The 26,728-nt window shown below is 67.9% G+C and carries 22 protein-coding genes; 8 read left to right on the top strand and 14 right to left on the bottom strand.

Going from position 1 to position 26,728, the window contains the following annotated elements; translation table 11 throughout:
- Positions 1–5: 5 nt before the first annotated feature.
- Both ACGFZ3_RS12165 and efp read right to left on the bottom strand, forming a co-directional pair.
- A complete protein-coding gene (locus tag ACGFZ3_RS12165; RefSeq protein ID WP_392921224.1) occupies positions 6–1,349 on the bottom strand; it encodes a TRZ/ATZ family hydrolase in 1,344 nt (447 codons plus the stop codon).
- A 141-nt stretch (positions 1,350–1,490) separates the two neighbouring features.
- Positions 1,491–2,060 carry an elongation factor P gene (gene efp, locus ACGFZ3_RS12160; protein WP_392921221.1) on the bottom strand — a complete coding sequence of 190 codons (570 nt, stop codon included), beginning with the start codon at positions 2,058–2,060 and terminating at the stop codon, positions 1,491–1,493.
- 93 nt (positions 2,061–2,153) lie between these two features.
- On the opposite strand from efp, the gene epmB reads away from it, so the two are divergent.
- Positions 2,154–3,158 carry an EF-P beta-lysylation protein EpmB gene (gene epmB, locus ACGFZ3_RS12155; RefSeq protein WP_392921219.1) on the top strand — a complete coding sequence of 335 codons (1,005 nt, stop codon included), beginning with the start codon at positions 2,154–2,156 and terminating at the stop codon, positions 3,156–3,158.
- A gap of 99 nt (positions 3,159–3,257) precedes the next feature.
- On the opposite strand, the gene ACGFZ3_RS12150 is transcribed toward epmB, so the two are convergent.
- Genes ACGFZ3_RS12150 through ACGFZ3_RS12140 form a run of 3 tightly spaced genes read right to left on the bottom strand, consistent with a single transcriptional unit; the run spans position 3,258 to position 7,167 of the window.
- The gene (locus ACGFZ3_RS12150) at positions 3,258–5,384 is read right to left on the bottom strand and encodes a putative bifunctional diguanylate cyclase/phosphodiesterase (protein ID WP_392921216.1); all 2,127 of its coding nucleotides are present in this window, start codon (positions 5,382–5,384) and stop codon (positions 3,258–3,260) included.
- Positions 5,381–6,340, bottom strand: coding sequence for a phosphate/phosphite/phosphonate ABC transporter substrate-binding protein (locus ACGFZ3_RS12145; RefSeq protein WP_392921213.1), 960 nt, complete (start codon positions 6,338–6,340; stop codon positions 5,381–5,383). Before ACGFZ3_RS12145 ends, ACGFZ3_RS12150 begins: the two co-directional genes overlap by 4 nt.
- A 56-nt stretch (positions 6,341–6,396) precedes the next feature.
- The gene (locus tag ACGFZ3_RS12140; protein WP_392921210.1) at positions 6,397–7,167 is read right to left on the bottom strand and encodes an RNA methyltransferase; all 771 of its coding nucleotides are present in this window, start codon (positions 7,165–7,167) and stop codon (positions 6,397–6,399) included.
- A gap of 121 nt (positions 7,168–7,288) precedes the next feature.
- Between ACGFZ3_RS12140 and ACGFZ3_RS12135 the strand changes: the two genes are divergently transcribed.
- Positions 7,289–8,116 carry an inositol monophosphatase family protein gene (locus ACGFZ3_RS12135; protein WP_392921207.1) on the top strand — a complete coding sequence of 276 codons (828 nt, stop codon included), beginning with the start codon at positions 7,289–7,291 and terminating at the stop codon, positions 8,114–8,116.
- A 642-nt stretch (positions 8,117–8,758) separates the two neighbouring features.
- On the opposite strand, the gene htpX is transcribed toward ACGFZ3_RS12135, so the two are convergent.
- A complete protein-coding gene (gene htpX / locus ACGFZ3_RS12130; protein WP_392921205.1) occupies positions 8,759–9,631 on the bottom strand; it encodes a protease HtpX in 873 nt (290 codons plus the stop codon).
- Between the two features lie 93 nt (positions 9,632–9,724).
- Between htpX and gluQRS the strand changes: the two genes are divergently transcribed.
- The 3 genes from gluQRS to phaR all read left to right on the top strand — a co-directional run bounded on the left by gluQRS (position 9,725) and on the right by phaR (position 12,212).
- Complete coding sequence (gluQRS, locus tag ACGFZ3_RS12125; protein WP_392921202.1) at positions 9,725–10,609, top strand: tRNA glutamyl-Q(34) synthetase GluQRS; 885 nt, start codon at positions 9,725–9,727, stop codon at positions 10,607–10,609.
- 67 nt (positions 10,610–10,676) lie between these two features.
- The gene (locus ACGFZ3_RS12120; RefSeq protein WP_392921199.1) at positions 10,677–11,417 is read left to right on the top strand and encodes a beta-ketoacyl-ACP reductase; all 741 of its coding nucleotides are present in this window, start codon (positions 10,677–10,679) and stop codon (positions 11,415–11,417) included.
- Positions 11,418–11,684: 267 nt separating this feature from the next.
- Positions 11,685–12,212 (top strand): polyhydroxyalkanoate synthesis repressor PhaR, encoded by a 528-nt coding sequence (gene phaR / locus ACGFZ3_RS12115; RefSeq protein WP_392921196.1) that lies wholly within the window; start codon positions 11,685–11,687, stop codon positions 12,210–12,212.
- A gap of 82 nt (positions 12,213–12,294) precedes the next feature.
- Here phaR and ACGFZ3_RS12110 read toward each other — a convergent pair whose 3' ends face one another.
- From ACGFZ3_RS12110 to ACGFZ3_RS12085, 6 genes are all read right to left on the bottom strand, one after another.
- The gene (locus tag ACGFZ3_RS12110) at positions 12,295–13,233 is read right to left on the bottom strand and encodes a TraB/GumN family protein (protein WP_392922006.1); all 939 of its coding nucleotides are present in this window, start codon (positions 13,231–13,233) and stop codon (positions 12,295–12,297) included.
- Positions 13,234–13,241: 8 nt separating this feature from the next.
- Positions 13,242–14,177 carry a DUF1684 domain-containing protein gene (locus tag ACGFZ3_RS12105; protein WP_392921193.1) on the bottom strand — a complete coding sequence of 312 codons (936 nt, stop codon included), beginning with the start codon at positions 14,175–14,177 and terminating at the stop codon, positions 13,242–13,244.
- A gap of 11 nt (positions 14,178–14,188) precedes the next feature.
- Positions 14,189–16,042, bottom strand: a complete 1,854-nt coding sequence (gene mutL / locus ACGFZ3_RS12100; protein ID WP_392921190.1) for a DNA mismatch repair endonuclease MutL — start codon at positions 16,040–16,042, stop codon at positions 14,189–14,191.
- A 317-nt stretch (positions 16,043–16,359) separates the two neighbouring features.
- Positions 16,360–17,958, bottom strand: a complete 1,599-nt coding sequence (locus tag ACGFZ3_RS12095) for an N-acetylmuramoyl-L-alanine amidase (protein WP_392921188.1) — start codon at positions 17,956–17,958, stop codon at positions 16,360–16,362.
- A gap of 82 nt (positions 17,959–18,040) precedes the next feature.
- Positions 18,041–18,523 (bottom strand): tRNA (adenosine(37)-N6)-threonylcarbamoyltransferase complex ATPase subunit type 1 TsaE, encoded by a 483-nt coding sequence (gene tsaE / locus ACGFZ3_RS12090; protein ID WP_392921185.1) that lies wholly within the window; start codon positions 18,521–18,523, stop codon positions 18,041–18,043.
- Positions 18,524–18,528: 5 nt separating this feature from the next.
- Complete coding sequence (locus tag ACGFZ3_RS12085) at positions 18,529–20,007, bottom strand: NAD(P)H-hydrate dehydratase (protein ID WP_392921182.1); 1,479 nt, start codon at positions 20,005–20,007, stop codon at positions 18,529–18,531.
- Between the two features lie 22 nt (positions 20,008–20,029).
- Between ACGFZ3_RS12085 and queG the strand changes: the two genes are divergently transcribed.
- A complete protein-coding gene (queG, locus tag ACGFZ3_RS12080) occupies positions 20,030–21,118 on the top strand; it encodes a tRNA epoxyqueuosine(34) reductase QueG (RefSeq protein ID WP_392921179.1) in 1,089 nt (362 codons plus the stop codon).
- 67 nt (positions 21,119–21,185) lie between these two features.
- Positions 21,186–22,535, top strand: a complete 1,350-nt coding sequence (gene xseA, locus ACGFZ3_RS12075) for an exodeoxyribonuclease VII large subunit (protein ID WP_392921176.1) — start codon at positions 21,186–21,188, stop codon at positions 22,533–22,535.
- Between the two features lie 46 nt (positions 22,536–22,581).
- Here the strand turns inward: xseA and ACGFZ3_RS12070 are convergent, their stop codons facing one another.
- Together ACGFZ3_RS12070 and ACGFZ3_RS12065 are read right to left on the bottom strand one after the other, a co-directional pair.
- Entirely contained in the window at positions 22,582–23,490 is a 909-nt protein-coding gene (locus ACGFZ3_RS12070) for a M48 family metallopeptidase (RefSeq protein WP_392921173.1), read from the bottom strand.
- 70 nt (positions 23,491–23,560) lie between these two features.
- Positions 23,561–25,429 carry an SUMF1/EgtB/PvdO family nonheme iron enzyme gene (locus tag ACGFZ3_RS12065; protein WP_392921171.1) on the bottom strand — a complete coding sequence of 623 codons (1,869 nt, stop codon included), beginning with the start codon at positions 25,427–25,429 and terminating at the stop codon, positions 23,561–23,563.
- Between the two features lie 82 nt (positions 25,430–25,511).
- On the opposite strand from ACGFZ3_RS12065, the gene rnd reads away from it, so the two are divergent.
- Positions 25,512–26,591 (top strand): ribonuclease D, encoded by a 1,080-nt coding sequence (rnd, locus tag ACGFZ3_RS12060; RefSeq protein WP_392921168.1) that lies wholly within the window; start codon positions 25,512–25,514, stop codon positions 26,589–26,591.
- The last annotated feature ends 137 nt before the right edge of the window (positions 26,592–26,728 follow it).

The raw sequence follows: 26,728 nt of genomic DNA, 5'->3' as shown, positions 1-26,728 counted from the left end.
GCGCCTCAGGCGCGGATGTGACGAATGCGCTCGCGCCACTGGCGGGCGTTGGCGACGATGGCCGCAGTATCCATGCCGACCAGCTCGCGCTGGACCAGCTTGGGCTGCCCGGCAATCCAGACATCGCTGACCTGGTGGCGACCGGCGGCATACACCAGCTGCGAGAGCACGTGGTGCAGCGGCTGGGTTTCCAGGGCCGACAGGTCCACGCAGACCAGATCGGCCTGCTTGCCCACTTCGATCGAGCCGATGCGGTCGCCGAAGCCCAGCGCGCGTGCACCGCCCAGGGTGGCCGCACGCAGCGTGGTGGCCGCGTCCAGCGCGGTGGCGTCGTTGGCCACTGCCTTGGCCAGGATCGCCGCGGTGCGGTTTTCGCTGAACATGTCCAGGTCGTTGTTGCTGGCGCAGCCATCGGTGCCGATCGCCAGGTTGACCCCCGCGCGCTGCAGGGCGCAGGCCGGGCAGAACCCGGAGGCCAGCTTGAGGTTGGATTCGGGGCAATGCACCACGCTCACGCCGCGTTCGGCGCAGAGGTGGATTTCCGCTTCGGTCAGCTGGGTCATGTGCACCGCGATCAGGCGGTCGTTGACCAGGCCCAGGCGGTCCAGCCGCGCCAGCGGGCGCTGGCCGTGCAGCTTGATCGAATCGCTGATTTCCTGCGCGGTTTCATGCGTGTGCAGGTGCACCTGCATGTCCAGCTGGTCGGACAGCATGCGCACGCGTTCGAAATTGGCGTCGTTGACGGTGTACGGCGCGTGCGGGGCGAACGAGGTGCCGATCAGCGGGTCGTTCCGCCACTGGTCGTGCAGCTCGCCGGCCTTGGCGAAGTACTCGTCGTCGGTCTTGGCCCAGGCGGTGGGGAAATCGATGATCACCGCGCCGACCAGCGCACGGAAGCCGTGCTGCTTGTAGACCGCCGCCTGGACGTCGGCGAAGAAGTAGTTTTCGTTGGCGCAGGTGGTGCCGCCGCGCAGCATTTCGGCGATGGCCAGGGTGGTGCCGTCGGCGACGAATTCCGGGCCGATCACCGCCGCTTCCACCGGCCAGATGTGCTGCTGCAGCCACACCATGAGCGGCAGGTCGTCGGCCACGCCGCGCAGCAGCGTCATCGGGTTGTGCGTGTGGGCGTTGACCAGGCCGGGCATCAGCGCCGCATCCGGCCGCGACACCACCTGGCGGGCGCTGAAGCGCGCGCGCGCTTCGGCGCGCGGCAGGATCGCCACGATTTCGGTGCCGCGCACGGCCACGGCATGGTCTTCCAGCACCACCGCATGCGGTTCGATCGGGACCACGTAACCCGCTTCGATGAGCAGATCACAGGGTTCGGGAATGCGGTTGGTGTCGGTCATGCGGTCTCGCTTTGAGTGCCGGTGATCCGACGATGCGGGATCACCGCGATGTGCGGGTGGGTAGCGCCGTCCACAGGCCGGTCCAGGCGGTGCGAGGGCCGACCAGCAGTCGGCGCTACCGTAATGCGACCTCTGGCCGCATTACTTGCCGGCGCGGGCCGAATACTCGCCCGAGCGGGTGTCGACCTTGATGATTTCATCCTGGTTGACGAACAGCGGCACGCGGACCACGGCGCCGGTTTCGAGGGTGGCCGGCTTGCCACCGCCGCCGGAGGTGTCGCCACGTACGCCCGGATCGGTCTCGGTGATCTTCAGTTCGACGAAATTCGGCGGCTGCACGAAGATCGGTTCGCCGTTCCACAGGGTCACGATGCAGGATTCTTCGCCCTTCAGCCACTTCTCGGCGCCGCCCATGCCCGACTTGGTGGCCTGGACCTGTTCGAAGGATTCCGGGTCCATGAAGTGCCAGTACTCGCCGTCGGTGTACATGTAATTCATGTTGGTATCGACGACGTCGGCCTTCTCCACGTCGTCGGTGGCCTTCATGGTCATTTCGACCACGCGGCCGGACTTGATGAAACGGTACTTGATGCGGGTGAACGCCTGGCCCTTGCCCGGCTTGACGTACTCGGTCTCGGTAATGACCGCCGGTTCATTGTTGACCAGGATCTTCATACCGGTCTTGACGTCGTTCATGCCAACAGTGGCCATGCTGAAACTCCTGAATGGGCAAACGCCGCGCAGGCGCGGCGAGCCGGATAGAATGGGAAGGCTTTCCCTATGATAACCGCAGGCCCCCTTTCCATGCAGCTCTCCGCCACGCCCCTGCCCTCCCCTGTCCGCTGGCAGCAGCTGTGGCGCGAGGCCGTGCGCGACCCCCGGGCCCTGCTGGAGGAGCTGGGGCTGGACCCGGATGCGCTGCCGCTATCGGTCGAGGCTGCCGGACAGTTCGCGCTGCGGGTGCCACAGGGCTTCATTGCGCGCATGCGCCACGGCGACCGCCACGACCCACTGTTGCGCCAGGTGCTGCCGGTCACCGACGAGCTGCAGCATGCCCCGGGTTTCACCCTGGATGCGGTCGGCGACGGGCTGGCGCGCAAGGCTACCGGGGTGATCCAGAAGTACCAGGGCCGCGCCCTGCTGGTGACCACCGGCAGCTGCGCGATCAACTGCCGCTACTGCTTCCGCCGGCATTTCGATTACGGCACCGAGAACGCGGCCCGCGAGGGCTGGCGCGAGGCGGTGGATGCCATTGCCCAGGACCCGGGCATCGACGAGGTGATCCTGTCCGGCGGTGACCCGTTGTCGCTGGCCACCCACAAGCTGGTGGAGCTGACCCAGGCGCTGAAGCAGATTCCGCACCTGCGCCGCCTGCGCATCCACAGCCGGCTGCCGGTGGTGCTGCCCGAACGCGTGGACGAGGAACTGGTGCAGTGGATCGCCGCCCTGCCCTGGCCGGTGGCATTCGTGATCCATGCCAATCACGCCAACGAATTCGATGCATCGGTGGACGCGGCCATGGCGCGCCTGCGCGGTGCCGGCGCTACCCTGCTGAACCAGGCGGTGCTGCTGCGCGGGGTGAACGATTCGCTGCAGGCGCTGCAGGACCTGAGCGAGCGCAGTTTTGCCGCGGGCGTGCTGCCGTATTACCTGTACCAGGTGGACAGGGTGCAGGGCGTGGCGCATTTCGAAGTGGACGATGCCACGGCCAGATCGCTGCACGCGCAGCTGACGGCGCGGTTGTCGGGGTACCTGGTACCGAAGCTGGTGCGGGAAATTTCGGGCGATTCCAGCAAACGGCCGGTCTAGGGTTCCGATTGCCACGCAATCCACGCGGCGAACGCAACCCGCCGAAAAAAAGCGAAGCGCGACGCTGCGGGTAGGTGACGACCGTTGGTCGTCACGCCTTCACCGTCCCGATTCGATCATCTCGACGACGTCGGTGGCCGTGATCGGCACGCTCAGCCAATAGCCCTGCGCCAGATCGCAGCCGCGCTGGCTCAGCAGGTCGAACTGCACTTCCTGTTCGATGCCTTCGGCCACCACGGTGATGCCCAGCGCGTGGGCCATGGCGATGATCGCCGTGGTCAGGGCCAGGTCGTCCGGGTCGCGCTGCATGTCGGCCACGAAGCTCTTGTCGATCTTCACCCCGTCCACCGGCACCTGGCGCAGGTGGCTCAGGCCGGAGAAACCGGTGCCGAAATCATCCAGCCACACCTTCACGCCCGTGCGGTGGAGCTTGTCCAGCAGCGCCGCAGCCAGCATCTCATCGCCGATCACCGCCGTTTCTGTCAGCTCCAGGTGCAGGCGCGAGGCCGGCAGGCCGGTGTCGCGCAGGCAGTCGGCCACCAGCGTGGGCAGCTCACCTCCGCGCAGCTGGCGCGGGGATACGTTGACCGACACGAACATGCCTTCGCCATCGGACGAGTGCGGCCACTGCACCGCCTCCATGCACGCCGCGCGCAGCACCTTCGGGCCGATCACTTCGATCAGGCCGCTCTGTTCGGCCACTTCGATGAACACCGACGGCGGAATGGTGCCCAGCGTGGGGTGCTGCCAGCGCAGCAGCACCTCCACCCCGACCATGCGGCGGTCGCGGGTGCGGAAGATGGGCTGGTAAACCAGGCGCAGCTCGCCGCGCTCCCAGGCGCCGCGCAGTTCCTGTTCCATGTGCACGCGGCGTTCCACCGCATGGTCCATGGCACGGCTGTAATAGCGGTAGCAGTTCTTGCCCGCGACCTTGGCCTGGTACATGGCGATGTCGCCATTCTTCAGCAGCGTGGTCGCATCGGCGGCATCGTCCGGGAACAGGGTCACGCCGATCGACGTGCCCAGGAACAGCTCCCGGCCCTGCACCACCAACGGCTTGCTCAGCTCGCGGACCAGGATTTCAGCGAGCTGGCGCGCGCTCGCGGCAACGTCGCCGTCACCGATCAGGATCACGAACTCATCGCCGCCGAAGCGTGCCAACAGCGCTTCGTCGCCACCGGCCTGGGCCACGGCCGCGCTGATACGCTGGGCGAACTGCAGCAGCGCCTCATCGCCGGCCTCATGGCCGAGCGTGTCGTTGACGCGCTTGAAGTCGTCCATGTCGGCGAACAACAGGGCCAATCGGTGGTTGGAGGCGCGCGCGGCCATCAGCCGATGGTCCAGCGCCTCGCGGAATGCCAGCCGGTTGGTCAGGCCGGTCAGTGCATCGGTATAGGCCATGTGGCGTACTTCGCGGTCGTGGCGCGCAATCGCCTCGCTCATCCGACCGAATGCGCGCACCAGCTCGCCCACTTCATCCTGGCGACTGCTGTTGCTCAGCTGCGGGCGGTAGTCGCCGGCCTCGATCTGGCGCGCCGCGGCGGCCAGCCCCCGGATCGGGCCGACCAGCGTTCGCTGCACATACACGATGACCACCACGCCGATCACCAGTAGCAGGCCCAGCATCAACAGCAGCCAGCCCAGGTGCCGCTTGCCCACTTGCTGCAGGCGCTCGCCCAGGGTCAGGTTGGCCCGCTGCTCCATGGCCTGCACGTCATCCAGCGCCATGCCGACGCGGACGCCGCCGATGCGCTGGTTGCCGATCATGATCGGCATGGCGTTGTCGAGCACTTTGGGCGATTGCTGCACCACCAGCTTGCGCGCGCCCACCGCCCCGGCGGCCAGCGGATCTTCCATGGGGCGACCGAAATCGATCACTTCGGCCGAGCCGTCGTGGATCAGCCTGCCGTCCTCGTCGAACACCAGCACATAGCGCACCACCTGCTGCCGCGAGGTGTTGCGCACCAGCGCACCCACCTGGGCCAGGTCGTTGTAGTACAGCGGGTTGGCCAACGCATCGGACAGCTCGCGTGCCAGCGCCTCGCCGCGGCTGCGCACGCTGCGGTCGAACAGTTCGTGGATGACGCTGCCGCTGAGGTGCTTGACCTCGTCCTGCATCGCTGCCTGGCGCCCAAGCACCACGGCTACGATCGCCACCACCACCACCATTGCCCCGCCCATCGCCAACACAAAACGGGACTGCATTCCGGAACCCAACGGCCTCATTCCACTTCCATCCGCACGCGTGTAAGACCCTGTTTCAATTCATCCAAACGGTGCTGCATCTGCGCATCGACCCGATGGAACCCGGACGTACCAAAAAACTTCTCGAGCGCATCCTGCGCCTCCGGATCCGAGGCGGCATCCAGCAACACCTGCTGCAACCTGTCCCGCACTTTGGGGTCCAGCCCTGCCCGCACCATTTCCACTGCGCGCGGATACGGCTCGGTTCGGTGGATGGCGCGGAAATCCCGGCGGAACGCAGCCGGGATCCGGTGCGGATCGGCCCAGTCCACGCTGCTGACCGCACCAGCGTCCACCATGCCCTTGTGCACGAACGTGGCGATGTTTGCCTCCGACCGCGCGAACACATATCCCACCGTATCCGGCGCGGCCGCATCGCGCGCCGACAACAGGATCTCCGGGGTCAGCCCGTTCTGCAACAGGGTCATCACGGGTACCAGGTAGGCGCTGGTGGACGCCACGTTCTGCAGGGCCAGGGTGCGGCCCTTGAGATCGGCCAGGGACGTGACCGGGCTCTCGCGGCGTACGAAGAACACGGTCTGGTAGTCGCGCACGCCGCTGCGTTCGGTCAGCAGCAGGGGCTGGGCGCCGCTGCGCAGGCCCAGGTTGACGGCGGCGCCGGAGGTTTCGGTCACCCAGTCGACCCGGCCACGGCGCAGGTAGCTGGCCATCTGCTGCGCATCGGGCGCCATCAGGATGCGGCCTTCGGTGATACCGACGTCACGCATGCGCGGGACGACGTAGTCGAGCAGGGGTTGCAGTTGCGCATAGTGTGACTTGGGGTTGTCGCTGATCCGGCCAAGCACGAGTACGGTCCCCGGTTCGGCAGGGTCCGTGCCGGCGGCGCCGGGACCGGCCGCTGCGGTACCGACCATCATGACGATGGCCAGCCACAGCAACCCTCCCTGCAACAGCCCTCGCAGTGCCGGCAATCCCATTCGCTCCCCCCAAGGAATCGAAACAGCCTACCCGAAAAAATGAGACGTGCGTCAGGTCATTCCGGTTTGGCGTTCGCCAATCGGGCCATCCGTTGGGCGTCGGCCAGAATGCCGCGCAACAGGCGCACTTCCTGTTCGCTCAGTTCGGTACGCAGGAACAGCCGGCGCAGCTTGCGCATGGCCGAGTCCGGGGCGCGCCCCTTGTGGAAATCGATCTCGTCCAGGGTCTGGCCCAGCTGGCCGAACAGGCCTTCCACCTGGGCATGGCTGGCCGGTTGTTCACGGTGTTCAGGATCGGCCGGGGCGGCCGCCTCCACTCCGCCCAGGCTGGCCATGCGCAGTTCATACGCCAGCACCTGCACGGCCGCGGCCAGGTTCAGCGAACTGAATTCCGGGTTCGAGGGAATATGCACGGCCAGGTGGCACAGCTGCAGTTCTTCATTGGTCAGGCCGGTGCGCTCCCGGCCAAACACGAACGCCACTTCGCCATCGGCCTCGGCCGCCTTGGCCAGGGCGCGCTGGGCGGCCGTGCCAGGCAGCAGTTCTTCAAGCTGCACCCGCCGGGCGCGGGCGGTGCAGCCCAGTACCAGCCGGCAATCGGCCACGGCGTCGGCCAGCGTGGCCACCACGGGGGCATCGCCGAGCACGTCCTCGGCGCCGGCGGAGCGGCGGAAGGCCTCTTCGTCCAGCGGCTTTTCGGGGGCCACCAGCACGAGCCGGCCCAGGCCCATGGTCTTCATGGCACGGGCGGCGGCGCCCATGTTGCCGGGGTGCTGGGTGCCCACGAGGACGAAACGGATGCGGGAAGATGCGGATTCAGTGGACATGAACGGGCCAAACGCGAGCAGGACAGTCACAAATGGTAAACTGTGCGGCCGGCCTCTGCGCCGGGACCGCTCTTTTCCCCCGCCAGTACCCCCTACTCTGCCTTTCCGGGAGCTTTTCGCCATGCAGAAACCCGCCGTCACCGTCATGGTCAAGGCCGCCCGCCTCGCCGGCAACGTCCTGTTGCGCAACATCAACAAGCTCGAGGCGTTGAACGTCGTGCAGAAGGGGCGCATGGACTATGCCAGTGAAGTCGATGCGGATGCGGAAAAGGTGATCGTCAAGGAACTCAAGCGCGCCTATCCCGAGTACGGGATCATGGGCGAGGAAGGCGGCGTGCAGGCCGTCAACCGCTACATGTGGGTGATCGACCCGCTCGACGGCACCAGCAACTATCTCCGCGGCTTCCCGCATTACTGCGTTTCCATCGCCCTGGTCGAAAACGGCGAGCCGATCGACGCGGTGATCTTCGACCCGCTCCGCAATGAACTGTTCACCGCCAGCCGTGGCGCCGGCGCGGTGCTGAACGACCGCCGCATCCGCGTGGCCGACCGCAAGGACCTGGCCGGCGCGATGATCCACACCGGCTTTGCCCCGCGCGAACGCAACCGCACCAGCGCCCAGCTGAAGGCGGTGGACGCGCTGCTGGTCCAGGCCGAAGACGTGCGCCGCACCGGTTCGGCCGCGCTGGACCTGGCCTACGTGGCCTGCGGTCGCGCCGACGCCTACTTCGAAGCGGGCGTGAAAGCCTGGGACATCGCCGCCGGCGTACTGCTGGTCCGCGAGGCCGGCGGCCGCGTCTGCGACTTCAAGGGCGCCACCCCGGGCCGCATGGACAGCCGTGGCCCGGAAACGCAGCAGATCGTCGCTGGCAACGTGAAGAACACCGACATCCTGCAGAAGGTGCTGGTCAACACCGGCTACGCCGCTGAGTTCGACGCGAAGTTCTGATCGGTTCGGATGTGAGATTCAAGCGACGGCGCCTTCGGGCGCCGTTTTTCGTTTGGGTCTGCGCGTAGAGCCGTTGGCTGTTTGGTTGTTCCTGCGCGGGCGAGGGCGGGGATGCCCTGGCCGGACACGCGTGAACCCATCCATGGGGCTTATCGCGGCATCCATGCCGCTCAAAGTCCGGCCAGGGCATCCCCGCCCTCGCCCCCTCAGTTCTCTGCGGCGACCGGACACAAGATCAAGAGCATTGGCCCGGCACATTCGGGTTACCGCTCAGCCACGCATGGCGTGGCTCTACTGCGCAACAAGTCGCTCGACCCAACGCCATCTGCCGTTGATTTCCTGTCCGCCGTCGTATTCCGTCTGGGGAGCGGGGTGGAGGGGGTAGCGGGGCTTTGAGCAGCATGGGTCGGGCGTATACGCCCGACGGGTTGGGCAGGAGCCCAACCCCGGTCTTGCCGTGTGCGCAGGACAGCGCACACGAGCAAGCTGCGATAAGCCCCATGGATGGGTTCACGCGTGCCCCGCTACCCCCTCCACCCCGCTCCCCCGCGCGCCAAGAATGAAAACGCCAGCGCTTTTCGCGGGCAAAAAAAAACGCCCGACCAAAGGCCGGGCGCTTCATTCAAACCTGACACCACCGCATCACGCCACGGTGTTGCTCGCGGCCTTCAGCGCGGCAATGCGCTCTTCCAGCGGCGGGTGGCTCAGGAACAGCTTCTTGGCCGTGGCGCCGGCGATGCCGAACGCGGCGATCTGGGTCGGAAGGGTGCTCTGGCCGTGATTGAGCTTGAGACGCTCCAGCGCGGCGATCATCTTCTGGCGGCCGGCCAGGTGCGCGCCGCCCGCGTCGGCGCGGAATTCGCGGTGACGCGAGAACCACATGGCGATCATGGTGGCGAACAGGCCGAACACCATTTCCAGCACGAACACGATGATGAAGTAGGCAAAACCACGGCCGCCGCCTTCGCGGTTGCCCGACAGCGCGCTGTCGATGATGCCGCCGACCACGCGCGCCAGCACGATCACGAAGGTGTTGAGCACGCCCTGCAGCAGTGCCATGGTGATCATGTCGCCGTTGGCCACGTGCGCGATCTCATGGCCCAGCACCGCCTCCGCCTCATCTTCGCTCATGTTCTGCAGCAGACCCGTGGAGACCGCCACCAGCGCATTGTTGCGGTTGGCGCCGGTCGCGAACGCGTTGATTTCCGGGCCGTCGTAGACCGCCACTTCCGGCATGCCGATGCCCGCTTCACGCGCTTGGCGCTCCACCGTGGCCAGCAGCCAGCGCTCGGTCGGGTTGCGGGGCTCGGTGATCACCACCGCGCCGGTGGAGCGCTTGGCCATCCACTTCGACAACAGCAGCGAAATCAACGAGCCGCCGAAGCCGAAAATGGCCGCAACCACCAGCAGGCCACTCATGCTCGCGGGATCGACGCCGGCCAGGCGCATGACGAAGCCTGCCAGGATCAACACGGCGAAGTTGGTCGCGAGGAACAGGGCAATACGACTGAACATGGGGAAAAGGACGCTTTTAGGTGGGTGTTGGTGCAAATCTGCGGGGACTTCATGTTGAATTCAAGTCGCAACCTGACCGACGATTCATAGTTCATGTCGATAACTGCCTACCGGGGCCGCTTTGCCCCCTCGCCCACCGGCCCGCTCCACGCCGGCTCGCTGCTCGCCGCCTTCGGCAGCTGGCTGCTGGCCCGGCGCGCCCGCGGCCAGTGGCTTGTGCGGGTTGAAGACGTCGACCCGCCCCGCACCGTGCCGGGTGCCATCGAACAGCAATTCGCGGCCCTGGCCAGCTTCGGCCTCGCCAGCGATGGCGCCATCGTCCGTCAGAGCCAGCGGGACGCCCTGTACCAGCACGCCCTCGATCGCCTGCTGGCCGAGGACAGGGCCTTTGCCTGCCACTGCAGCCGCACCGAACTGTCCGCTCAGCACGGCATTCATCATTACTGCGTCGCACGTAGCGAGCGCGCCCGACCGGCCATCCGCCTGCGCGTGCCGCCGGGCAGCGTGATCGCGTTCGATGACGGCCTGCGTGGCCGGATCCGGCAGGACGTACATGCCGAGGTCGGCGATTTCGTGCTGCGTCGGGCCGACGGCTACTGGGCCTACCAACTGGCCGTGGTGGTCGACGACGGCGACCAGGCCATCACCGACGTGGTGCGCGGCGCCGACCTGCTCGAATCAACTCCGCGCCAGATCCTGCTGCAGCAGGCGCTGGGCCTGCCCACCCCGCGCTACCTGCATCTTCCGCTGCTGCTGGAGCCGGATGGGTTGAAGCTGTCCAAATCCGCCGCCGCGCGCCCGGTCGATGCGGACCGCCCGCTGCCGGCCCTCCAGCAGGCTTGGGCGCAGCTTGGCCAGGATCCCGCGTGGCTGCAGAGCTGCCTCAGCGTCGCCGATCTGCTTGAACAGGCCGTTGCCGGCTTCGACCCGGCCCGATTGCCACCGGGTGACATCCGGCTTGGCGCCGACGCCTGTTGAGCCCCCCATTTTCCGTCGCGATGTTGCAGAATCGCGTTCCCCCCTGCTGGCCCCGGAGTAGCTGCTCATGACATCTCGCGTCGCACTGGTCACCGGTGGTACCGGCGGTATCGGTTCCGCCATCTGCCAACGTCTGGCCGACCAGGGCCATCGGGTTGCCACCAACTACCGTGACGAGGCCAAGGCCCTGGCCTGGCGCGGGAAGATGCTGGCGCGGGGCTGCGACGTGGCGATCTTCCCGGGCGATGTATCCGACCCTGGCACCGCCGAGCAGATGGTGCACGCGGTGGAAGCGGCATTGGGCCCCATCGAGATCCTGGTCAACAACGCCGGCATCACCCGCGACACCACCTTCCACCGCATGCGCGCCGACCAGTGGCACGACGTGATCAACACCAACCTCAATTCGGTGTTCAACGTCACCCGCCCGGTCATCGAAGGCATGCGCCGCCGCGGCTGGGGCCGGGTGATCCAGATCAGCTCGATCAACGGCCTGAAGGGCCAGTACGGCCAAGCCAATTACGCCGCCGCCAAGGCCGGCATGCACGGCTTCACCATCTCGCTGGCGCGCGAGAACGCCGGCTTCGGCATCACCGTCAACACCATCTCGCCCGGCTACGTGGCCACCGACATGGTGATGGCCGTGCCCGACGAAGTACGCGCCAAGATCATTGCCGACATCCCCACCGGCCGCCTCGGAAAGCCCGAGGAAATCGCCTACGCGGTGGCCTTCCTGGTCGCCGAAGAAGCCGCCTGGATCACCGGCTCCAACCTCGACATCAACGGCGGCCACCACATGGGCTGGTAACGGTTACACCGTTACGTAGCGTCGGCTGGAGAAGAGCCCCCTTCTTGTTGAAGGGGGCGCGCCGAAGGCGCGGGGTTAAGGTGGAATGCCGCAGGGGCCCGAGCTTTGCGCAGCAAAGCTTGGGCAAGCGCAGCAGGCGGTGCGGTGACCAGAGAATGCTGCACCAATGCTGCGCAGCATGAAGAATCCAGCCAAATGACCAAAGGAGGTTGCAACGCCTGCTGCGCTGCGCCATGCTTCGCGCCTACGCTTGCGAGTGATTGCTTCATGGCTGCGAACCGCATCATCAAGAAGTATCCCAACCGCCGTCTCTACGACACCGAAATTTCCAGCTACATCACCATAGAAGACGTGCGCCAGCTCATCCTCGACGGTGAGGACTTCGAAGTCCGCGACGCCAAGAGCGGCGACGACCTGACCCGTTCAGTATTGCTGCAGATCATCGCCGACCAGGAACAGGACGGTGAGCCCATGCTCTCCACCCAGCTGCTCAGCCAGCTGATCCGGTTCTATGGCGATTCGCTGCAGGGCTTCATGGGCAACTACCTCGAGCGCAGCATGCAGGTCTTCCTGGACCAGCAGCAGCAGTTCCGCCAGCAGATGGGCAACCTGCTCGGGCAGACCCCGTGGGCGATGATGAACCAGCTCACCGAACGCAACCTGGAGCTGTGGCAGGACTTCCAGCGCAACATGGGCGGTGGTTTCGGCCCACGCCCGCCGGGCACGAAGACCGGCACGGGTACCGGCGCCGGCAAGCCCGAAGCGCCCACGGCGACCGGCAAGACCCGCCGTTGACGGCGTCGCCTGGCAGCGCCGGGCAGCATGGAAAAAGGCGCAGCCTCACGGCCGCGCCTTTTTCGTTTCCGGCTCCTGAATGTCAGCGCTTGGGTTTCGCGCAGCCGGTGCAGATCCGCTCTACCTGGTAGCCCTTGGCGCGCAGCTTCTCCACTACGCCATCGTCGCCCAGCAGGTGCAACGAGCCCACCACCACCAGCGTGCCACCCTGCCCGGCTTTGAGCTGCTGCTCCAGCTTCGGCACCCAGGCATTGTTGCGGTCGGTGTTGATGCGCTTGTACAGCTGCGGGTACTCCGCGCGCATTTCGGCGGCCATCGAGGTCCACAGCAGCTTGTCGTCGCCACGGCGCCAGGCGTCGTGCAGCTTGCGGCCCATGGCATCGGCCTGGTCGGCCTGATCAAGCGCTTCGGCCACCATCTGCTGCTGCTCCTGGGACGACATGCCCGACAGCACCGCCACCTGGGTATCGATGTCCTCCAGACCGCTGGTCGGCTTGCCCGCATCAGCGGCGCGCGTCATGAAATGCCGGTCCAGCCCGAGTGCCGGGTCCAGTCCCATCTTTGCAAACTGCGACAGGGTGATGGTCAGCCCGACGAACCATGGCTTCATGCCCTGCAGCTGCGCCATCGGCAGCTTGTTGTCGCGTGCATAGGCCTGCAGCTTGGTCCAGGTGGCGTCGTCCAGGTCCCGCTTGAGTTCGCTGCCATCGGTCCGCATCGCCGCCTGCAGCATCTTGCGGGTCAGGTCCGGCGACTGCATGTCCTGCGGCGACAGTTCGAACACCACGCGCTTTGACGCCGCGAAGGCCTGGTCCACGTCGGCCGCCAGCGGGTAATCATCGGCGCGCAGCAGGTGGAACGAGCCCAGCAGGTACACCCGGCTGTCGCCCGGGCCGGTCACCTTCCACAGCAGCGGCACCGGCGCGGTGGACTTGGCCGCCGGGGCAGCGGCCATCGTGGTGGCACTGCCCAGCAGCAGGCCGGTGGCCAGCAGCAGTGGGGCTGCCAGTCGCTTCAGCATCGTCATGCTCAAACCCCTCCCTGGGGTGTGTGGTAAGCCTGTTCGCCGGCCTCGACCTTGAGGTCCAGGCGGTTTTCCGGCGGGGTCAGCGGGCACGTGGCGAACGGGGTGAACGCGCACGGGGGGTTGTAGGCGTGGTTGAAATCGATCAGCATCTTGCCGCCCGCATCGGGTGCGGACAGGTCCAGGTAGCGGCCGGCCGGGTAACTGCCGTGGCCGCTGGTGCGGTCGCCGAAGATCACGAACAGCTCGCGTCCAGGCTCACCCAGCGCTTCCAGCCGCCAGGTCTTTCCATCACGCTCGAATTCCAGCGCACCCGCATTCGGCATCTCGGTGGTGAGGCCGGTGATGTCCACGATCGGCAGGGTCTTGCCGGCCGGGTGCGGAACGAACCGTGCGGCGATGCGCCAGTCCGGACCACCCGGCCAGTAGTTGATGCCGGTGAAGCCGGTGCGCGAATAGGCATCGGCGTGCTTGACCCGCAGCGCGTAGCGCTGGCCACGGTGAATCAGGCTGAGCTGGCCCTTGCCGTCATCGAAAGCAATGTGGGTAGGTTCCGGATCGCGGTCGCTCTGGAACCGGATCGGCCCGGTGAGCGGCTTGCCGTCCACACTCACCGACGCGCCGCGCTCGGGCGTGAAGGTCAGGATGTCGCCGCGATGCGCGACCATGCCCAGCTTGGCCGGGCCCACCGCCAGGCGGATGCCGCTTCCCGGACCGCTGCCGATGTAGTGCGCTTTGTGTTCCAGCCAATGCAGGCCGACCAGGCTGGTCCAGCCGTCGGGCGCCTGCAGCTCGGTGTAGCGCTGCTGCCGCCATTGCTGCTGTTCGGCGGCGAACGCCGGATCCACCGCCGCCGGCGCCGGTGCGGTTTCCTTGTCGCCACACCCTGCCAGGCCCAGCGCCAGCAATGCCGCGCCGAGTCCGCATCCCCAAGTACGCATCGTGCTCCCCTTCAACGTCCGCGCAGGAACCAGCGGTCGATTTCCGCCAGTGAAAAACGGGCCCAGGTCGGCCGGCCGTGGTTGCACTGGCCAGACCGTTCTGTGATTTCCATGTCGCGCAGCAGCGCGTTCATTTCCGGCAGGGTCAGCCGCCGGTTGGCACGCACCGCACCGTGGCAGGCCATGGTCGACAACAGTTCGTCGCGGGCACTGGCAATGCGCCGGCTCTGGCCGTGTTCGCGCAGGTCGGTGAGCACATCGCGCAGCAGAGCGTCCGGCTCGGCGTTGGCCAACAGCGCAGGGATGCTGCGCACATGCAGCGAACCGGGGCCGGAGCGGGTGACCTCGAAGCCCAGCGCGGTCAGCGTCTCCGCTTCGCGCTCGGCGGTGTCGGCATCACGCTCGCCCACCGCCAGGGTGATCGGCACCAGCAGCGGCTGCGCGTGCAGTCCGGCGGCATCGTGCGCGGTCTTGAGCCGCTCGTAGCCGATCCGTTCGTGGGCGGCATGCATGTCCACCACGATCAGGCCTTCGGCATTCTCAGCCAGGATGTAGATGCCGTGCAGCTGCGCCACCGCATAACCCAGCGGCGGCACGCCGCTGTCGGCTGCGGTCACCGGCAGGCCCTGCTCGCTGGGCATCGGCGGCAGCGCGGCATCACTGCCGGCAGGCCGCGCATACAGCGCCGCGTACGCCGAGGGCGCATCAGCCACGCGCAGGCCCAGCGGGGATTGCTGCGGGCGCCACCCAACGTTACCCATGCCACCACCACCGCCCGCCAGTGCGTAGCCCGTACCGGCCGCCGCACTGGAATGGGCCGGCACTGCAGCCTCGGCAACGCCCTCGCTGCCCGCGCCCGCCGCGGTCATGCCCGCACGGGTTTCAGCCAGCGCTTCCTTCAACGTCCGGTAGACGAAGTCGTGGATCAGGCGCGAGTCGCGGAAACGCACTTCATGTTTGGCCGGATGCACGTTGACGTCCACCCGGGTCGGGTCCAGTTCCAGGAACAGGACGTATGCCGGCTGACGGCCATGGAACAGCACATCGCCGTAGGCCATCTTCACCGCATGCGCCACGCTGCGGTCGCGTACCGAACGGCCGTTTACGTAGAGGTACTGCTGGTCGGTGCTGGCGCGCGAATAATGCGGCTGCGCAATCCAGCCATGCAGGCGCAGGCCGGCACCGCTGTGGTCCACACGCATGGCTTGGGTGGCGAAGTCCTCGCCCAGCGTCTCGCCCAGCCGCGCATCGGAATACAGGTCGCCCGGTTTGTAGCGCCGCGACGGCTTGCCGTTGTGCGACACCCGCAGCTCGACGTCCGGCCGCGCCAGCGCCAGCGAACGCAGCCATTCTTCGATGTGGCCCAGTTCGGTGCGCTCGGCGCGCAGGAACTTGCGGCGCGCAGGCACGTTGTAGAACAGCTCGCGCACTTCCACCGTCGTGCCCGGCGCGTGCGCGCGCGGGGTGACTTCGCCCAGCTTGCCGCCCTCGATCTGCAGCGCCGAGCCATGCGCGTCACTGCGCCGGCGCGAGGCCAGGGTAAAGCGGCTCACCGACGCGATCGACGGCAGCGCTTCGCCGCGGAAGCCGAGCGTGGCCACCGCTTCCAGGTCATCCAGGCTGGCAATCTTGCTGGTGGCATGCCGCGACACCGCCAGCGGCAGTTCTTCCGGCGCGATGCCACCGCCGTCATCACGGATGCGGATCAACCGCACCCCACCCTCTTCCAGGTCGATATCCACGCGGGTGGCACCGGCATCCAGGGCGTTTTCCACCAGTTCCTTCACCACCGACGCCGGGCGCTCAACGACCTCGCCTGCAGCGATCTGATTGATGAGGATTTCGGGAAGTTGGCGGATGCTCATGCGGTGATGATAGCGAAGCGCGAACGGCAGCGTTTCAGTTTTTCCGGGCTGGGGAGGCCGGCGTTTGATGTTCCGTGGCCACCGACCACCCGTCGTAGGTGGGACGGGGCGGGTTTGCGGGGGTGTCAAAAACATGGATGTTTTTGCCAAGCCCCCAAGGACGGGTTCACGGCGTCCCCCGCAAACCCGCACCGTCCCGCCAAACCAGGGAACCGTTGAACATCGGCTGTTCGCAGAAAACCAACAGCAGCCGGGCAGAGCCCGGCGACACGGAATGTCTCGACCGGCGGCATTAAAAAACCCGCCGAAGCGGGTTTTTACTTGCTGCCCCCGGCGACAGTACCGGCGGCGTCTATTTCGGCTTGGGCCTTGGCTGCGTACAGCGTGCCCGGTGGCGGCTGGCGGCTGAAGAACGTATGCACGCCATCCAGCACCGCACCGGCGATCTGGCGCTGGTAGGCCGGGTCCATCAGGCGGCGCTCTTCGTCCGGGTTGGAGATGAAGGCCGTTTCCACCAGCATCGCCGGCATGTCCGAGGTGCGCAGCACCGCGAAGTTGGCGCGTTCGATGTTCGGCTTGTGGTTCTTGCCGATCCGCTTCAGCCCGCCCAGCACATGCCCGGCCGCATCTTCAGAGGCCTTCATGTACCCGCTCTGGGCCAGGTCCAGCAGCACGTTGGCCAGCGTGCCCTCGGTCTGCTGCAGGCGTACGCCGCCCACCAGATCGGCCGCGTTTTCCTTGTCCGCCAGCCAGCGCGCACGTTGCGACGATGCGCCCTTGGTCGACAGCACGTACACCGACGAACCCGTCGCCGCACGGTTTTCCGCCGCATCGGCGTGGATCGAAATGAAGATGTCCGCCTTTGCCGAGCGTGCCTTCTGCGCGCGCATGGGCAGCGGAATGAACACGTCGGTATCGCGGGTCAGGAACGCCTTCAGGCCCGGCGTCGCGTTGACCTGGCGCGCCAGCTCACGCGCTACCGCCAGGGTGATGTCTTTTTCGCGCTTGCCGGTTGGCCCGACCGCGCCCGGATCCTGGCCACCGTGGCCCGGATCGATCGCCACCACCAGCGGGCGCATGCCCGACTGCATCTTGATCCGCGAGGCATCGCTGGGCATCACCGGGCGTGGCGGCGGCGCCGGCACCACGGTGGTCGGCACCGGCGCCGGCACGCTGGCCGCAGTCGGCTGGCCGGCCAGGATGGCCGCCGGCGATGCGGAATTGCTGGCTGCGTTGGCCGTACCGGCCGCCGCTACGTTGACCGTGGTGGCCGTCGGCGCGGCAGGGGTCGGCACCGGCGTGGCGGCACTGGCGCTGGCCTGCTGGCGCACCGAGGCGGTCAGCAGCGCGGTCGCACGCGCCGCGTCATTGCGCGCCTGCGCCGCTTCCGCTGGCGTCGGCGGCAGGGTCTGGGTCGTGGCGGCCACGGGCGCAGGCGTCGGCTGTGGGGTCACCGAAGCGGGCACAGGCGTGGTCGTGGTCGGTGCAGGGTTCGCCGGCGCACTGGCCACGTTGGCCGGCGCGTCGCCCGGCCATTCGATCACCAGCCGGGAGTCCGCGCCCTGCTTGACCATCTGCGGCTTGAACGGCGCCACCGACTCGGCCAGGTCGAACACGACCCGGAACGTACCCGGCACGGGCTGCCCGGTGCGCACTGCCGTGACCACCCCCTTCGGAGCCGGCAGCTTGAGGTTGCGCACCGCGCTGGATTCCGGGAAATCGACCACCAACCGGTTCGGGCCGGCCAGGGTCAAGGTCTTGTAACCGCCGCTGCCGGACAGCGCGATCTCCGCGCGCGTACCCGTGGAACCGGTCTCCAGGGCCACTTGGCGCACTTCTCCGGCCCACGACATCGCGCTCGCCAGACAGAGTCCGACGGCGGCGCAGATCGCAGTGAGTGGTTTCCCCATTGGCATGGGTACGGATTCAATCACTGCGCTGAATGAAAAGCAACACCTTTTCCCTTAATAATCCGTAGCCTGGGAATGTTTCCTACTGTCAGCCCACAGAAAGGGCCTGCAAGTCGCCGCCTTGAGGTAGACGATCCAGCCATTCATGCCCTGCGGCACTGGCCGCGCTCAGCTGCGCGCGCCGGCCCTGTCCATCGATTTCCAGGGCCACGATCAGATCGGTGGGCGGCAGTGCACCGGCGCCGCGCTCTGGCCATTCCACCAGCCACAACGAGGCGCTGCCCTCGTCCAGACCCAGGAAATCAAGTTCGTCGGCCTGCCCGATCCGATACAGATCCAGATGCCATGCTTCGTGCCCATCGCTCAATGGGTAGCGCTCGACCAGGGTGTAGGTGGGACTGCGGACGTTTCCCTGCACGCCCAAGGCCCTCAACAGCGCCCGCGCCAGGGTGGACTTGCCCGCCCCCAGATCACCCCTCAGCTCAACCACCGCATGCGGTGGGCGGGTGGCCGCCAGCCATTGCCCGAGCAGGTCGGTGTCCTGCGGTTGGGCCAGGAAGATATCAATCATGGACGTCACGGTTCCGGGTTCACCCGCCGGCGCAGCGGCACCAGCAGGTCGGTGGGGAGCAGGCCACGCTGGCCTTCGCTGGCTGCGTCATCGCCGGCCAGGCTGTGCAGCAGCGCGCCGCTGCTGGCCGCGTCGAACGCGTCCAGGCCCTGCGCGCGCAGGGCGGCAATGATGCCGGTGAGCAGGTCGCCCATGCCACCCACCGCCATGCCGGGGTTGCCGGCGGCGATCACCCGTGGGCGCTGATGCGGCGCGGCTACGATCGTGCCCGCGCCCTTGAGCACTACCACGCTGTTGAAGCGCGCGGACAGTGCTGCAGCTGCTGCGAAACGGTCGGCCTGCACCTGGAACGTGTCGATGCCCAGCAGGCGCGCCGCCTCGCCCGGGTGCGGGGTAAGGACGGCATCGCACAGCGTCTGCGGTGAGGAAGCCAACAGGTTCAGCGCATCGGCATCGATCACCAGCGGCTTGCCGCTGGCCAGTACCTGCCGCCAGAGCTCATGGGCCCAGTCGTCCTGGCCCAGCCCGGGGCCGATGGCAATGACCTTCGCGCGCGGCAACAGCACCTGCAGGTCGTGCGCCTCCTGCACGGGATGAGCCATGGCTTCGGGCAGGCGTGAGAGCAGCGGGGCGATGTGCTGCGCCTGGGTCGCCACGCTGACCAATCCGGCGCCGGCGCGCAGCGCCGACTCGGCTGCCAGCATCACCGCACCCCCACTGCCGGTATTGCCACCTGCGCAGAGCACATGGCCGGATTCGCCCTTGTGCGTGTTGGCGCGGCGCCGCGGCAACTGCGCGGGCAGGCGCGAGGGCAGCCACAGGCAGGCCGCCGGAACCACGCCCTGCTGCGCGTCATCTGGCAGCGACAGCGGTGCCAGTCGACGACCGCCGATGTACTCAAGCGCTGCCCCGGTGTACAGGCCCTGGTGGCGGACGATGAACTGTAGGGTGAGCGTGGCGCGCACGGCAGCACCGGGCACCGCACCGGTGCGCGCGTCGACGCCACTGGGCACATCCAGCGACAGCACCGGCAGCCCACTGTCGGTGATCGCCCTGATCAGCCGCTCGGCGTCGCCAGCCGGCGCACGATTGAGGCCAATGCCGAACACCGCATCGACCACGATGTCCGAGCAGGGAAGCCCCCCGGCAAAATACGTTTCCTCCCCACCTTCTGCCAGATAGAGCGCGCGCACGCGTTCAGCAAGTCCAGTCGGTGCGCTGGCGTCGGCCAGCCGCAGTACCGTCACCTGGCGCCCCGCCTGCCGGGCCAGGCGCGCGAGCACGTAGCCATCGCCGCCGTTATTGCCCGTTCCTACCGCCACGCACAGCCGCTGTGCCTGCGGCCAGCGCTCCAGCAGGCACTGCCAGGCGGCCGTGCCGGCCTGCTCCATCAACCCCGCGCCGCCATCGCCCAGCAGCGCGCTGGCCTGGGCGTCGAGACGGCGCGCGGCGGCGACATCGAACAGTTCATCGAGTTCGTGCATGCCAGGATTCTATACTTGCCGCATGTCCGCTGTTCCCCTGCCCGCCCCGCTCGACCTGGCCCGTGCCGCCGAACGGGTGCGCGCGCTTGCGCGCCAGCATGGTTTCCAGCGGTGCGGCGTCTCCGGCGTCGACCTGGCCGACGACGAAGCACACCTGGCGGACTGGCTGGGCAAGGGACTGTACGGCACCATGGACTGGATGGCACGCCACGGCACGCTGCGCGCGCGCCCCGCTGAACTGCTGCCCGGCACCGTGCGGGTGATTTCGGTGGGCATGGATTACGGTCACAAGGACGACGCCGAGGCCTGGGCCACGCTGCACGACGGCGATCGCGCCTACGTTGCGCGGTATGCATTGGGCCGCGATTACCACAAGCTGATGCGCAACCGCCTGCAGAAGTTCGCCGACGCACTGGCGGCGGAGGTCGGCCCCTTCGGTTACCGGGTGTTCGTCGATTCGGCGCCGGTCCTGGAGCGCGCACTGGCGCGCAACGCCGGGTTGGGTTGGATCGGCAAGCACACCTGCCTGATCGACCGCCAGGGCGGTTCGTGGTTTTTCCTGGGCGAAATCTACATCGACCTGCCGTTGCCGGTCGATGCGCCGGCCACCGCGCACTGTGGCACCTGCACGCGCTGCATCGATGTGTGCCCCACCCAGGCCATCATCGCCCCGCAGCGGCTGGATGCGCGAAGGTGCATTTCCTACCTCACCATCGAACACGACGGCGCCATCCCAGAAGACATGCGCCCGCTGATGGGCAACCGCATCTATGGCTGCGACGACTGCCAGCTGGTATGCCCATGGAACAAGTTCGCGCGCCGTACCGACGAACCCGACTTCCGCGCCCGCAATGCGCTGGACACCGCCACCCTGGCCGAACTGTTCGCCTGGGAGGAAGACGAGTTCCTGCGCCGCACCGAAGGCAGCCCGATCCGCCGCAGCGGGCACGAACGCTGGCTGCGCAACATCGCGGTGGCGCTGGGCAATGCGCCGGGCCACCCGGACACGCTGGCCGCGCTGCAGTCGCGCGCCGGCCACGGTTCGACGCTGGTGCGCGAACACGTGCAATGGGCACTGCGACAACACGCCCGGCTCGACACCACCGGCTGAGCGCTGCCCACACGCAGCTCGGCCCGGCATGCGACCATGGGCGCCCGTTCGTATCGTTTGACCGTCCATGGACCGTAGCGCGCAGATCCTCACGCCCAGCCAGCTCAACATCCTGGCCCGCGACCTGCTGGAAGGCACGTTCCCGATGGTGTGGGTGGAAGCCGAGCTGGGCAGCGTCACCCGCCCGGCCTCGGGCCATATGTATTTCACCCTGAAGGATGCGCGCGCGCAGATCCGCGCTGCGCTGTTCAAGCCCAAAAGCCAGTGGCTGAAGTTCGTGCCGCGCGAGGGCATGCGGGTACTCGCGCGGGGCCGGCTGACGCTGTACGAGGCGCGCGGCGAGTACCAGATGGTGCTCGACCACATGGAGGAGGCCGGGGAAGGCGCGCTGCGCCGGGCCTACGAGCAGCTGAAGGCGCGGCTGGACGCCGAAGGGCTGTTCGCCGCTGAACGCAAGCGTGCCCTGCCCGCCCATGTGCGGCGGCTGGCGGTGATCACCTCGCCCACCGGCGCGGCCGTGCGCGACGTGCTCAGCGTGCTGGCGCGCCGCTTCCCGTTGCTGGAAGTGGACCTGCTGCCCAGTCTGGTCCAGGGCGACAGTGCCGCCGCGCAGATCACCGCACTGCTGCGCAGTGCCGATGCGAGTGGCCGTTACGACGTGATCCTGCTCACCCGCGGCGGCGGTTCGATGGAAGACCTGTGGGCCTTCAATGACGAACAGCTGGCGCGCGCCATCGCCGCCAGCGCCACCCCGGTGGTGTCGGCGGTGGGCCACGAGACCGACTTCAGCCTGGCCGATTTTGCCGCTGACCTGCGCGCTCCGACGCCCTCGGTCGCCGCCGAGCTGCTGGTGCCCGACCAGCGCGACCTGCAGTTGCGCCTGCGCCGGCTCGCCGCGCGGCTGGTGCAGCTGCAGCGGCATGGGTTGCGCCAGGCCATGCAGCGGGCCGACCGGGCGTTGCTGCGGCTCAACGCGCAGAGTCCGCAGAACCGCCTGCTGCTGTTGCAGCGGCGCCAGCAGGACCTGGCCCGGCGTCTGGCCGCCGCGTGGCAGCAGCAGCATGAGCGCCGCCTGGGGCAGCTGCGGCATGCGGCGGTGGTACTGCGCAATGGCCACCCGCGACGTCGGCTGGATGCACTGAAGCAGCACCTGCAACGGCTGCAGCCGAGGGCGGAGGCGGCCATGGCGCGGCAGCTGCAGCGCGACACCCTGCACCTGCGCGCGTTGGCGCGCTCGATGGAGGCGGTGAGTCCGCTGGCGACGGTTTCGCGGGGTTACGCGATCCTGACCCGCGAGGCGGATGGGCGCCTGGTGCGGTCACCGCTGGATGTTTCACCCGGCGATTCACTGAAGGCCCGGGTGCAGGACGGCGTGATCGATGTGGTGGTCAAGGACACGGGCGGGTCAGCCGCGTAGGGACACGCCGTGCGTGTCCGCGCAGGTCGCGCGCGTCTCGCCCACGTTATTGGGTTGCCGGGGCGCCTGCTGACTCGCAATAGCGTTGGCGGTATTCCATGGCCTTGGGCATCAGCGCCTGCAGGTTCTGGATGCGGGTGCCCGGGTTGGGATGGGTGGAGGAAAATTCCGGGGGCGCCTGGCCGCCGCTGGCCTGACCCATGCGTTCCCACAACGGCACCGCTTCGCGCGGGTCGAAGCACGCCGCGGCCGCCAACATCAGGCCCACTTCATCGGCCTGGGTTTCGTGGCTGCGCGCGTACGGCAGCAGGTAACCGTAGCCCATCGCCGACATCACCATCTGTTGCTGCTGCGGGTCCATGCCGCTGGCGGCGCCGGCCATCTGGCCGATCTGGGTGAGTTTCTGCTGGGCCATGCGCTGGGCACCATGGCGCAGCAGGGCGTGGGCGATTTCGTGGCCCATCACCACCGCCATTGCGTCCTGGGTCTGCGCCACCGGCACCAACCCGGTGTAGACCGCCATCTTGCCGCCGGGCAGGCAGAACGCATTGGCCTGATCGGACTGGATCACGTTGACTTCCCATTCGAAGTCACGTGAGAAGTGCGCCGGCTTCAGGCCGTGCTCCTCGGCCAGCGCGGTTTCCACCACGTCAACCTTGCGGATCAGCCGTTCGGCGATCGCGCGCACGTCCCGTGAGATCTGCGCGTTCGGATCCAGTGGGCGCTCCTCGGCCAGGATCTGCTGGTAGGCCTGCAGACCCAACGCCTTCTCCTGGTCGGCGTCGAGCGAGCTGTCGATCAGCACGCTTTCACCCGTGTACGGGTCGACGCTGCGATTGGAGAACCAGTAGAAAGCAGCGTAGCCGGCGAACGCCAGCAGCACCCACCAGCGGATGTTGCCGAACAGACCGGGGCGTCGTGCCCGTTGCTGACCGCCATATGGATCGCTGCTCATCGTCCTGGTTCCTGATGGGGCCGGCACGCCCTGCCGGCATTGGGGGCAATCCTAGCGCCAAGCCGTCGTATCAGATACCTCGAACCAGGCGGAACCCGATCCTGGCGCTGGTCGTGTCCGAATCCTGTGATTGCCGCCAGGCCGCGCGGGTCTGTTCGGGGGCGTTGGCCCAGTTGCCGCCGCGGATCACCCGCTGCCGGCAGCCGGGGTTGAACCAGGCCACGCCATCGGCGGGAGCCCGGCGATAGCTGGCGTGCCAGCAGTCGGCCACCCACTCGCTGAGGTTGCCGGCCATGTCATGCAGGCCCCATGCGTTGGGCTCGAAACTTGCCACCGGGGCCGGGCCCCACCAGCCATCGCCGTAGCCGACGAAGGCGTTGAACCAGCGCCGGCCGGACGGCGAGACGTCTTCGCCGCCGGTGAAGTTGCCCGACAGCGGCGGCGGCGTGCCTTGATTGCCCCACGGATAGCGGCCACTGGTACCAGCGCGCAGCGCGTACTCGAATTCGGCCTCGCTGGGCAACCGGTAAGAGCGCCCGGTCTGCTCGGACAGCCACATCGCGTAGTGCTCGGCATCACGCACGCTGACGTGCATCACCGGCGAATTGGCGATCGCCGGGGTGCCGTCGTAACCCGAGCGCCAGTCCACACCGCTGCTGCGGGTGAAGTTGCCGCTGCGCTCGTCATAGATGATCGAATGGCCGCGCCGGGTGGCTCGCGGCCGCGCGTTGCTGGCCTGCACGTAGCGGCGATAGTCGGCCACGGTCACTTCGGTGATCGCCATCGCGAAGCCACGGTCGAAGCGCACGTAGTGGGACGGTTTTTCCGCATCGCTGGCACCCGGTTCCGCATCACCGGCGCCCATCTGGAAACCGCCATGCGGCACCACGATCATCTGTGGGCCACGCCCGCCATCGCGCAGCGCATCACTGAACACCTGGCGCGGGCGGAAACTGCCGTAATGGGTGGCCAGTTCGATGCGTTCACGCAGCTGGGCCACCACCGGGTCGCCCGGCATCGCGATACGCAGCGCGTCTTCCAGCTTCTGCCGCGCTGGCTTGAGCCCCTGGGGGGTGGTCAAATCACGCAGGCCTTCGTCACGCAGCCGCACCAGCGTCGCGGCGCGGATGGCTTCGATCCGCTCAAACGCGTCGGCAATGGTCGATGCCGAATCGCGCACCTTGGCGGCCTCGGCCAGCCAGGTACCGGCGGCGGTGAAATCGGCGCTGCGGGCAGCGGCCTCGGCGCGGCGGATCAGCGCGCTTTCGGCGGCGGCCAGGCCCTGTCTGGCACGCGGCTCGTCCGGCTGCAGCGCCAGCGCCTCGCGGAAGTTGGGAATGGCACCGTCACCGTCCTCACCGATGCGCTCGGCACGCAGGTCCTCCTCACCGGCCCGGTTGTACGCGACCACCCGCTGGGCCAGCTCCACGCGCGACTGCAGCTGGCGCACCTTGGGGTCATCCGGGGCCAGGGTCAGCAGCACCAGCGCCATCTCGCCGGCCTGGGCCAGTGCTTCACGCTGCTGCAGTGGCCGCTCCAACAGCGCATTGGCTTCCTGCAGCAGCTGCTGGCGGGCACGGGTGAGCCCGGCCTGGGCCTGGCGGTCGTTGGCGTCGCGCTGGCGCAACGCCAGCCAGATCGGGAGGGCATCGGCGGCGGTGGCATACAACCGCCCCTCTTCAAAGGCCTTGGCCGCATCACGGCGCGCCTGGGCCACCTCGTCGTCGGCGATGGCCACCGCCGGCGGCTGCCAGCGCTGTTCGGTCTCCGCTTCCTCTTCACCACCGATGGTCACCTGCCCGGATGAAGGCTCGGCCCGTTTGGCCGGCTCGGCCGCGCGCGCGGCCGCCGGGCGTGGCGGTGGCGCTTCGGGCGAGCAGGCAGTCGTGGCCAGCAGCAGCGCGGCCAGCAACAACGGGACAGGGCCTGGAGTACGCAATTGGGGTTCCTTCGGCGGGACGGCCTCGACGTTAGGCTATTCTCCCTCACCTGAGCAAACCTGCAGTAGATGGAATCCCTACGTGGCCTATTGGATCAAAACCCCGGCGGAACTGGACGAGCGCTACCGCCAGCGCCCCACCCGCATCGGGCTGGACACCGAATTCATCCGTGAACGCACTTACTGGCCGCAGCTGGCGCTGGTGCAGATGGCGGTTGGCGATGAAATCCTGATCATCGACCCGTTGATTCCGGGCATGAGCGAGGCGCTGGCGCCGTGGCTGGCCGATACGTCGATCCTGAAGATCATGCACAGCGCGAGCGAGGACCTGGTCACCTTCAAGGTGGCCTGCGGCGTGCTGCCGCGGCCGCTGTTCGACACCCAGATCGGCGCGTCACTGGCCGGTATCGGCGGCGGGATGGGCTACCAGAAGCTGGTCACCGCCATCACTGGGGTGACACTGGCCAAAGGCGAGACCCGCTCGGACTGGATGCGCCGCCCGCTGTCGGATGCGCAGCTGGAGTACGCCGCCGATGACGTGGAGTACCTGTTCGCGATCCATGACGCGGTGGATGCGAAGCTGGGCGAGCTGGGCCGCCGCCAGTGGCTGCAGGACGACGCCGAGCGCCTGCTGGCCAGCGTCGAACAGGACGAAGAGCGCTGGCCGCACGTGGCGATGCGTTCGGCGCAGTTCATGGATGCAGCCGCGCAGCACCGCCTGCTGCGCCTGCTGCGCTGGCGTGACGTGCAGGCACGCGCCAGCGACAAGCCGCGCAGCTGGATCCTGGACAACGAACTGGCCGCGTTGCTGGCGCGTACTCCCCCGGCCGATGCCGGGGCATTGGCGACGCTGATGGAAGGCTTCCCCAAGGCCCCGCGCAAGCTGGCCGCGCAGGTCTGGGAAGCACTGGAAACGCCGCTGCACGATGAGGCCGAGGCGCCGCTGGCGCTTCCGGCCAACGACGCCAACAAGCAGGCGCTGAAGCGGCTGCAGGACGCAGTGAGCGCGCGCACCGCCGAATTGGGGCTCCCCGACGGCGTGCTGGCCTCGCGCAAGCACCTGGAAAGCTACCTGGAAAGCCGCGCCTGGCCGCAGGCGCTGGCCGGATGGCGGCAGGCGGTACTGGAGCCGGTGCTGGCGCTGTTGTTGCCGGCGGGTTGATGGAGTGGTGGGGGGGGGGGGGCGGCCCCCCCCCCCCCCCCCCCCCCCCCCCCCCCCCCCCCCCCCCCCCGGGGCCCCCGCCCCCGCCCCCCCCACCATAGACCGGAAAACCCCCGCTCGGGGGGCGCGGGGGGACC

Origin of the sequence: Stenotrophomonas sp. NPDC047960 (genome assembly GCF_043204395.1) — a bacterium.
Taxonomy (GTDB): Bacteria; Pseudomonadota; Gammaproteobacteria; order Xanthomonadales; family Xanthomonadaceae; genus Stenotrophomonas.
The sequence above is the reverse complement of the archived record's forward strand: the minus strand, read 5'-3'. Positions and strand labels throughout refer to the sequence as shown.

Coding starts and splice junctions, on each gene's coding strand:
- efp (WP_392921221.1), bottom strand. CDS start 2,060: ATGGCCACTGTTGGCATGAACGACGTCAAGACCGGTATGAAGATCCTG.
- ACGFZ3_RS12150 (WP_392921216.1), bottom strand. CDS start 5,384: ATGAGGCCGTTGGGTTCCGGAATGCAGTCCCGTTTTGTGTTGGCGATG.
- queG (WP_392921179.1), top strand. CDS start 20,030: ATGTCCGCTGTTCCCCTGCCCGCCCCGCTCGACCTGGCCCGTGCCGCC.
- ACGFZ3_RS12110 (WP_392922006.1), bottom strand. CDS start 13,233: ATGCTGAAGCGACTGGCAGCCCCACTGCTGCTGGCCACCGGCCTGCTG.
- phaR (WP_392921196.1), top strand. CDS start 11,685: ATGGCTGCGAACCGCATCATCAAGAAGTATCCCAACCGCCGTCTCTAC.
- ACGFZ3_RS12085 (WP_392921182.1), bottom strand. CDS start 20,007: ATGCACGAACTCGATGAACTGTTCGATGTCGCCGCCGCGCGCCGTCTC.
- mutL (WP_392921190.1), bottom strand. CDS start 16,042: ATGAGCATCCGCCAACTTCCCGAAATCCTCATCAATCAGATCGCTGCA.
- gluQRS (WP_392921202.1), top strand. CDS start 9,725: ATGTCGATAACTGCCTACCGGGGCCGCTTTGCCCCCTCGCCCACCGGC.
- ACGFZ3_RS12120 (WP_392921199.1), top strand. CDS start 10,677: ATGACATCTCGCGTCGCACTGGTCACCGGTGGTACCGGCGGTATCGGT.
- ACGFZ3_RS12095 (WP_392921188.1), bottom strand. CDS start 17,958: ATGCCAATGGGGAAACCACTCACTGCGATCTGCGCCGCCGTCGGACTC.
- ACGFZ3_RS12070 (WP_392921173.1), bottom strand. CDS start 23,490: ATGAGCAGCGATCCATATGGCGGTCAGCAACGGGCACGACGCCCCGGT.
- xseA (WP_392921176.1), top strand. CDS start 21,186: ATGGACCGTAGCGCGCAGATCCTCACGCCCAGCCAGCTCAACATCCTG.
- ACGFZ3_RS12105 (WP_392921193.1), bottom strand. CDS start 14,177: ATGCGTACTTGGGGATGCGGACTCGGCGCGGCATTGCTGGCGCTGGGC.
- ACGFZ3_RS12165 (WP_392921224.1), bottom strand. CDS start 1,349: ATGACCGACACCAACCGCATTCCCGAACCCTGTGATCTGCTCATCGAA.
- epmB (WP_392921219.1), top strand. CDS start 2,154: ATGCAGCTCTCCGCCACGCCCCTGCCCTCCCCTGTCCGCTGGCAGCAG.
- ACGFZ3_RS12145 (WP_392921213.1), bottom strand. CDS start 6,340: ATGGGATTGCCGGCACTGCGAGGGCTGTTGCAGGGAGGGTTGCTGTGG.
- ACGFZ3_RS12135 (WP_392921207.1), top strand. CDS start 7,289: ATGCAGAAACCCGCCGTCACCGTCATGGTCAAGGCCGCCCGCCTCGCC.
- tsaE (WP_392921185.1), bottom strand. CDS start 18,523: ATGATTGATATCTTCCTGGCCCAACCGCAGGACACCGACCTGCTCGGG.
- htpX (WP_392921205.1), bottom strand. CDS start 9,631: ATGTTCAGTCGTATTGCCCTGTTCCTCGCGACCAACTTCGCCGTGTTG.
- ACGFZ3_RS12140 (WP_392921210.1), bottom strand. CDS start 7,167: ATGTCCACTGAATCCGCATCTTCCCGCATCCGTTTCGTCCTCGTGGGC.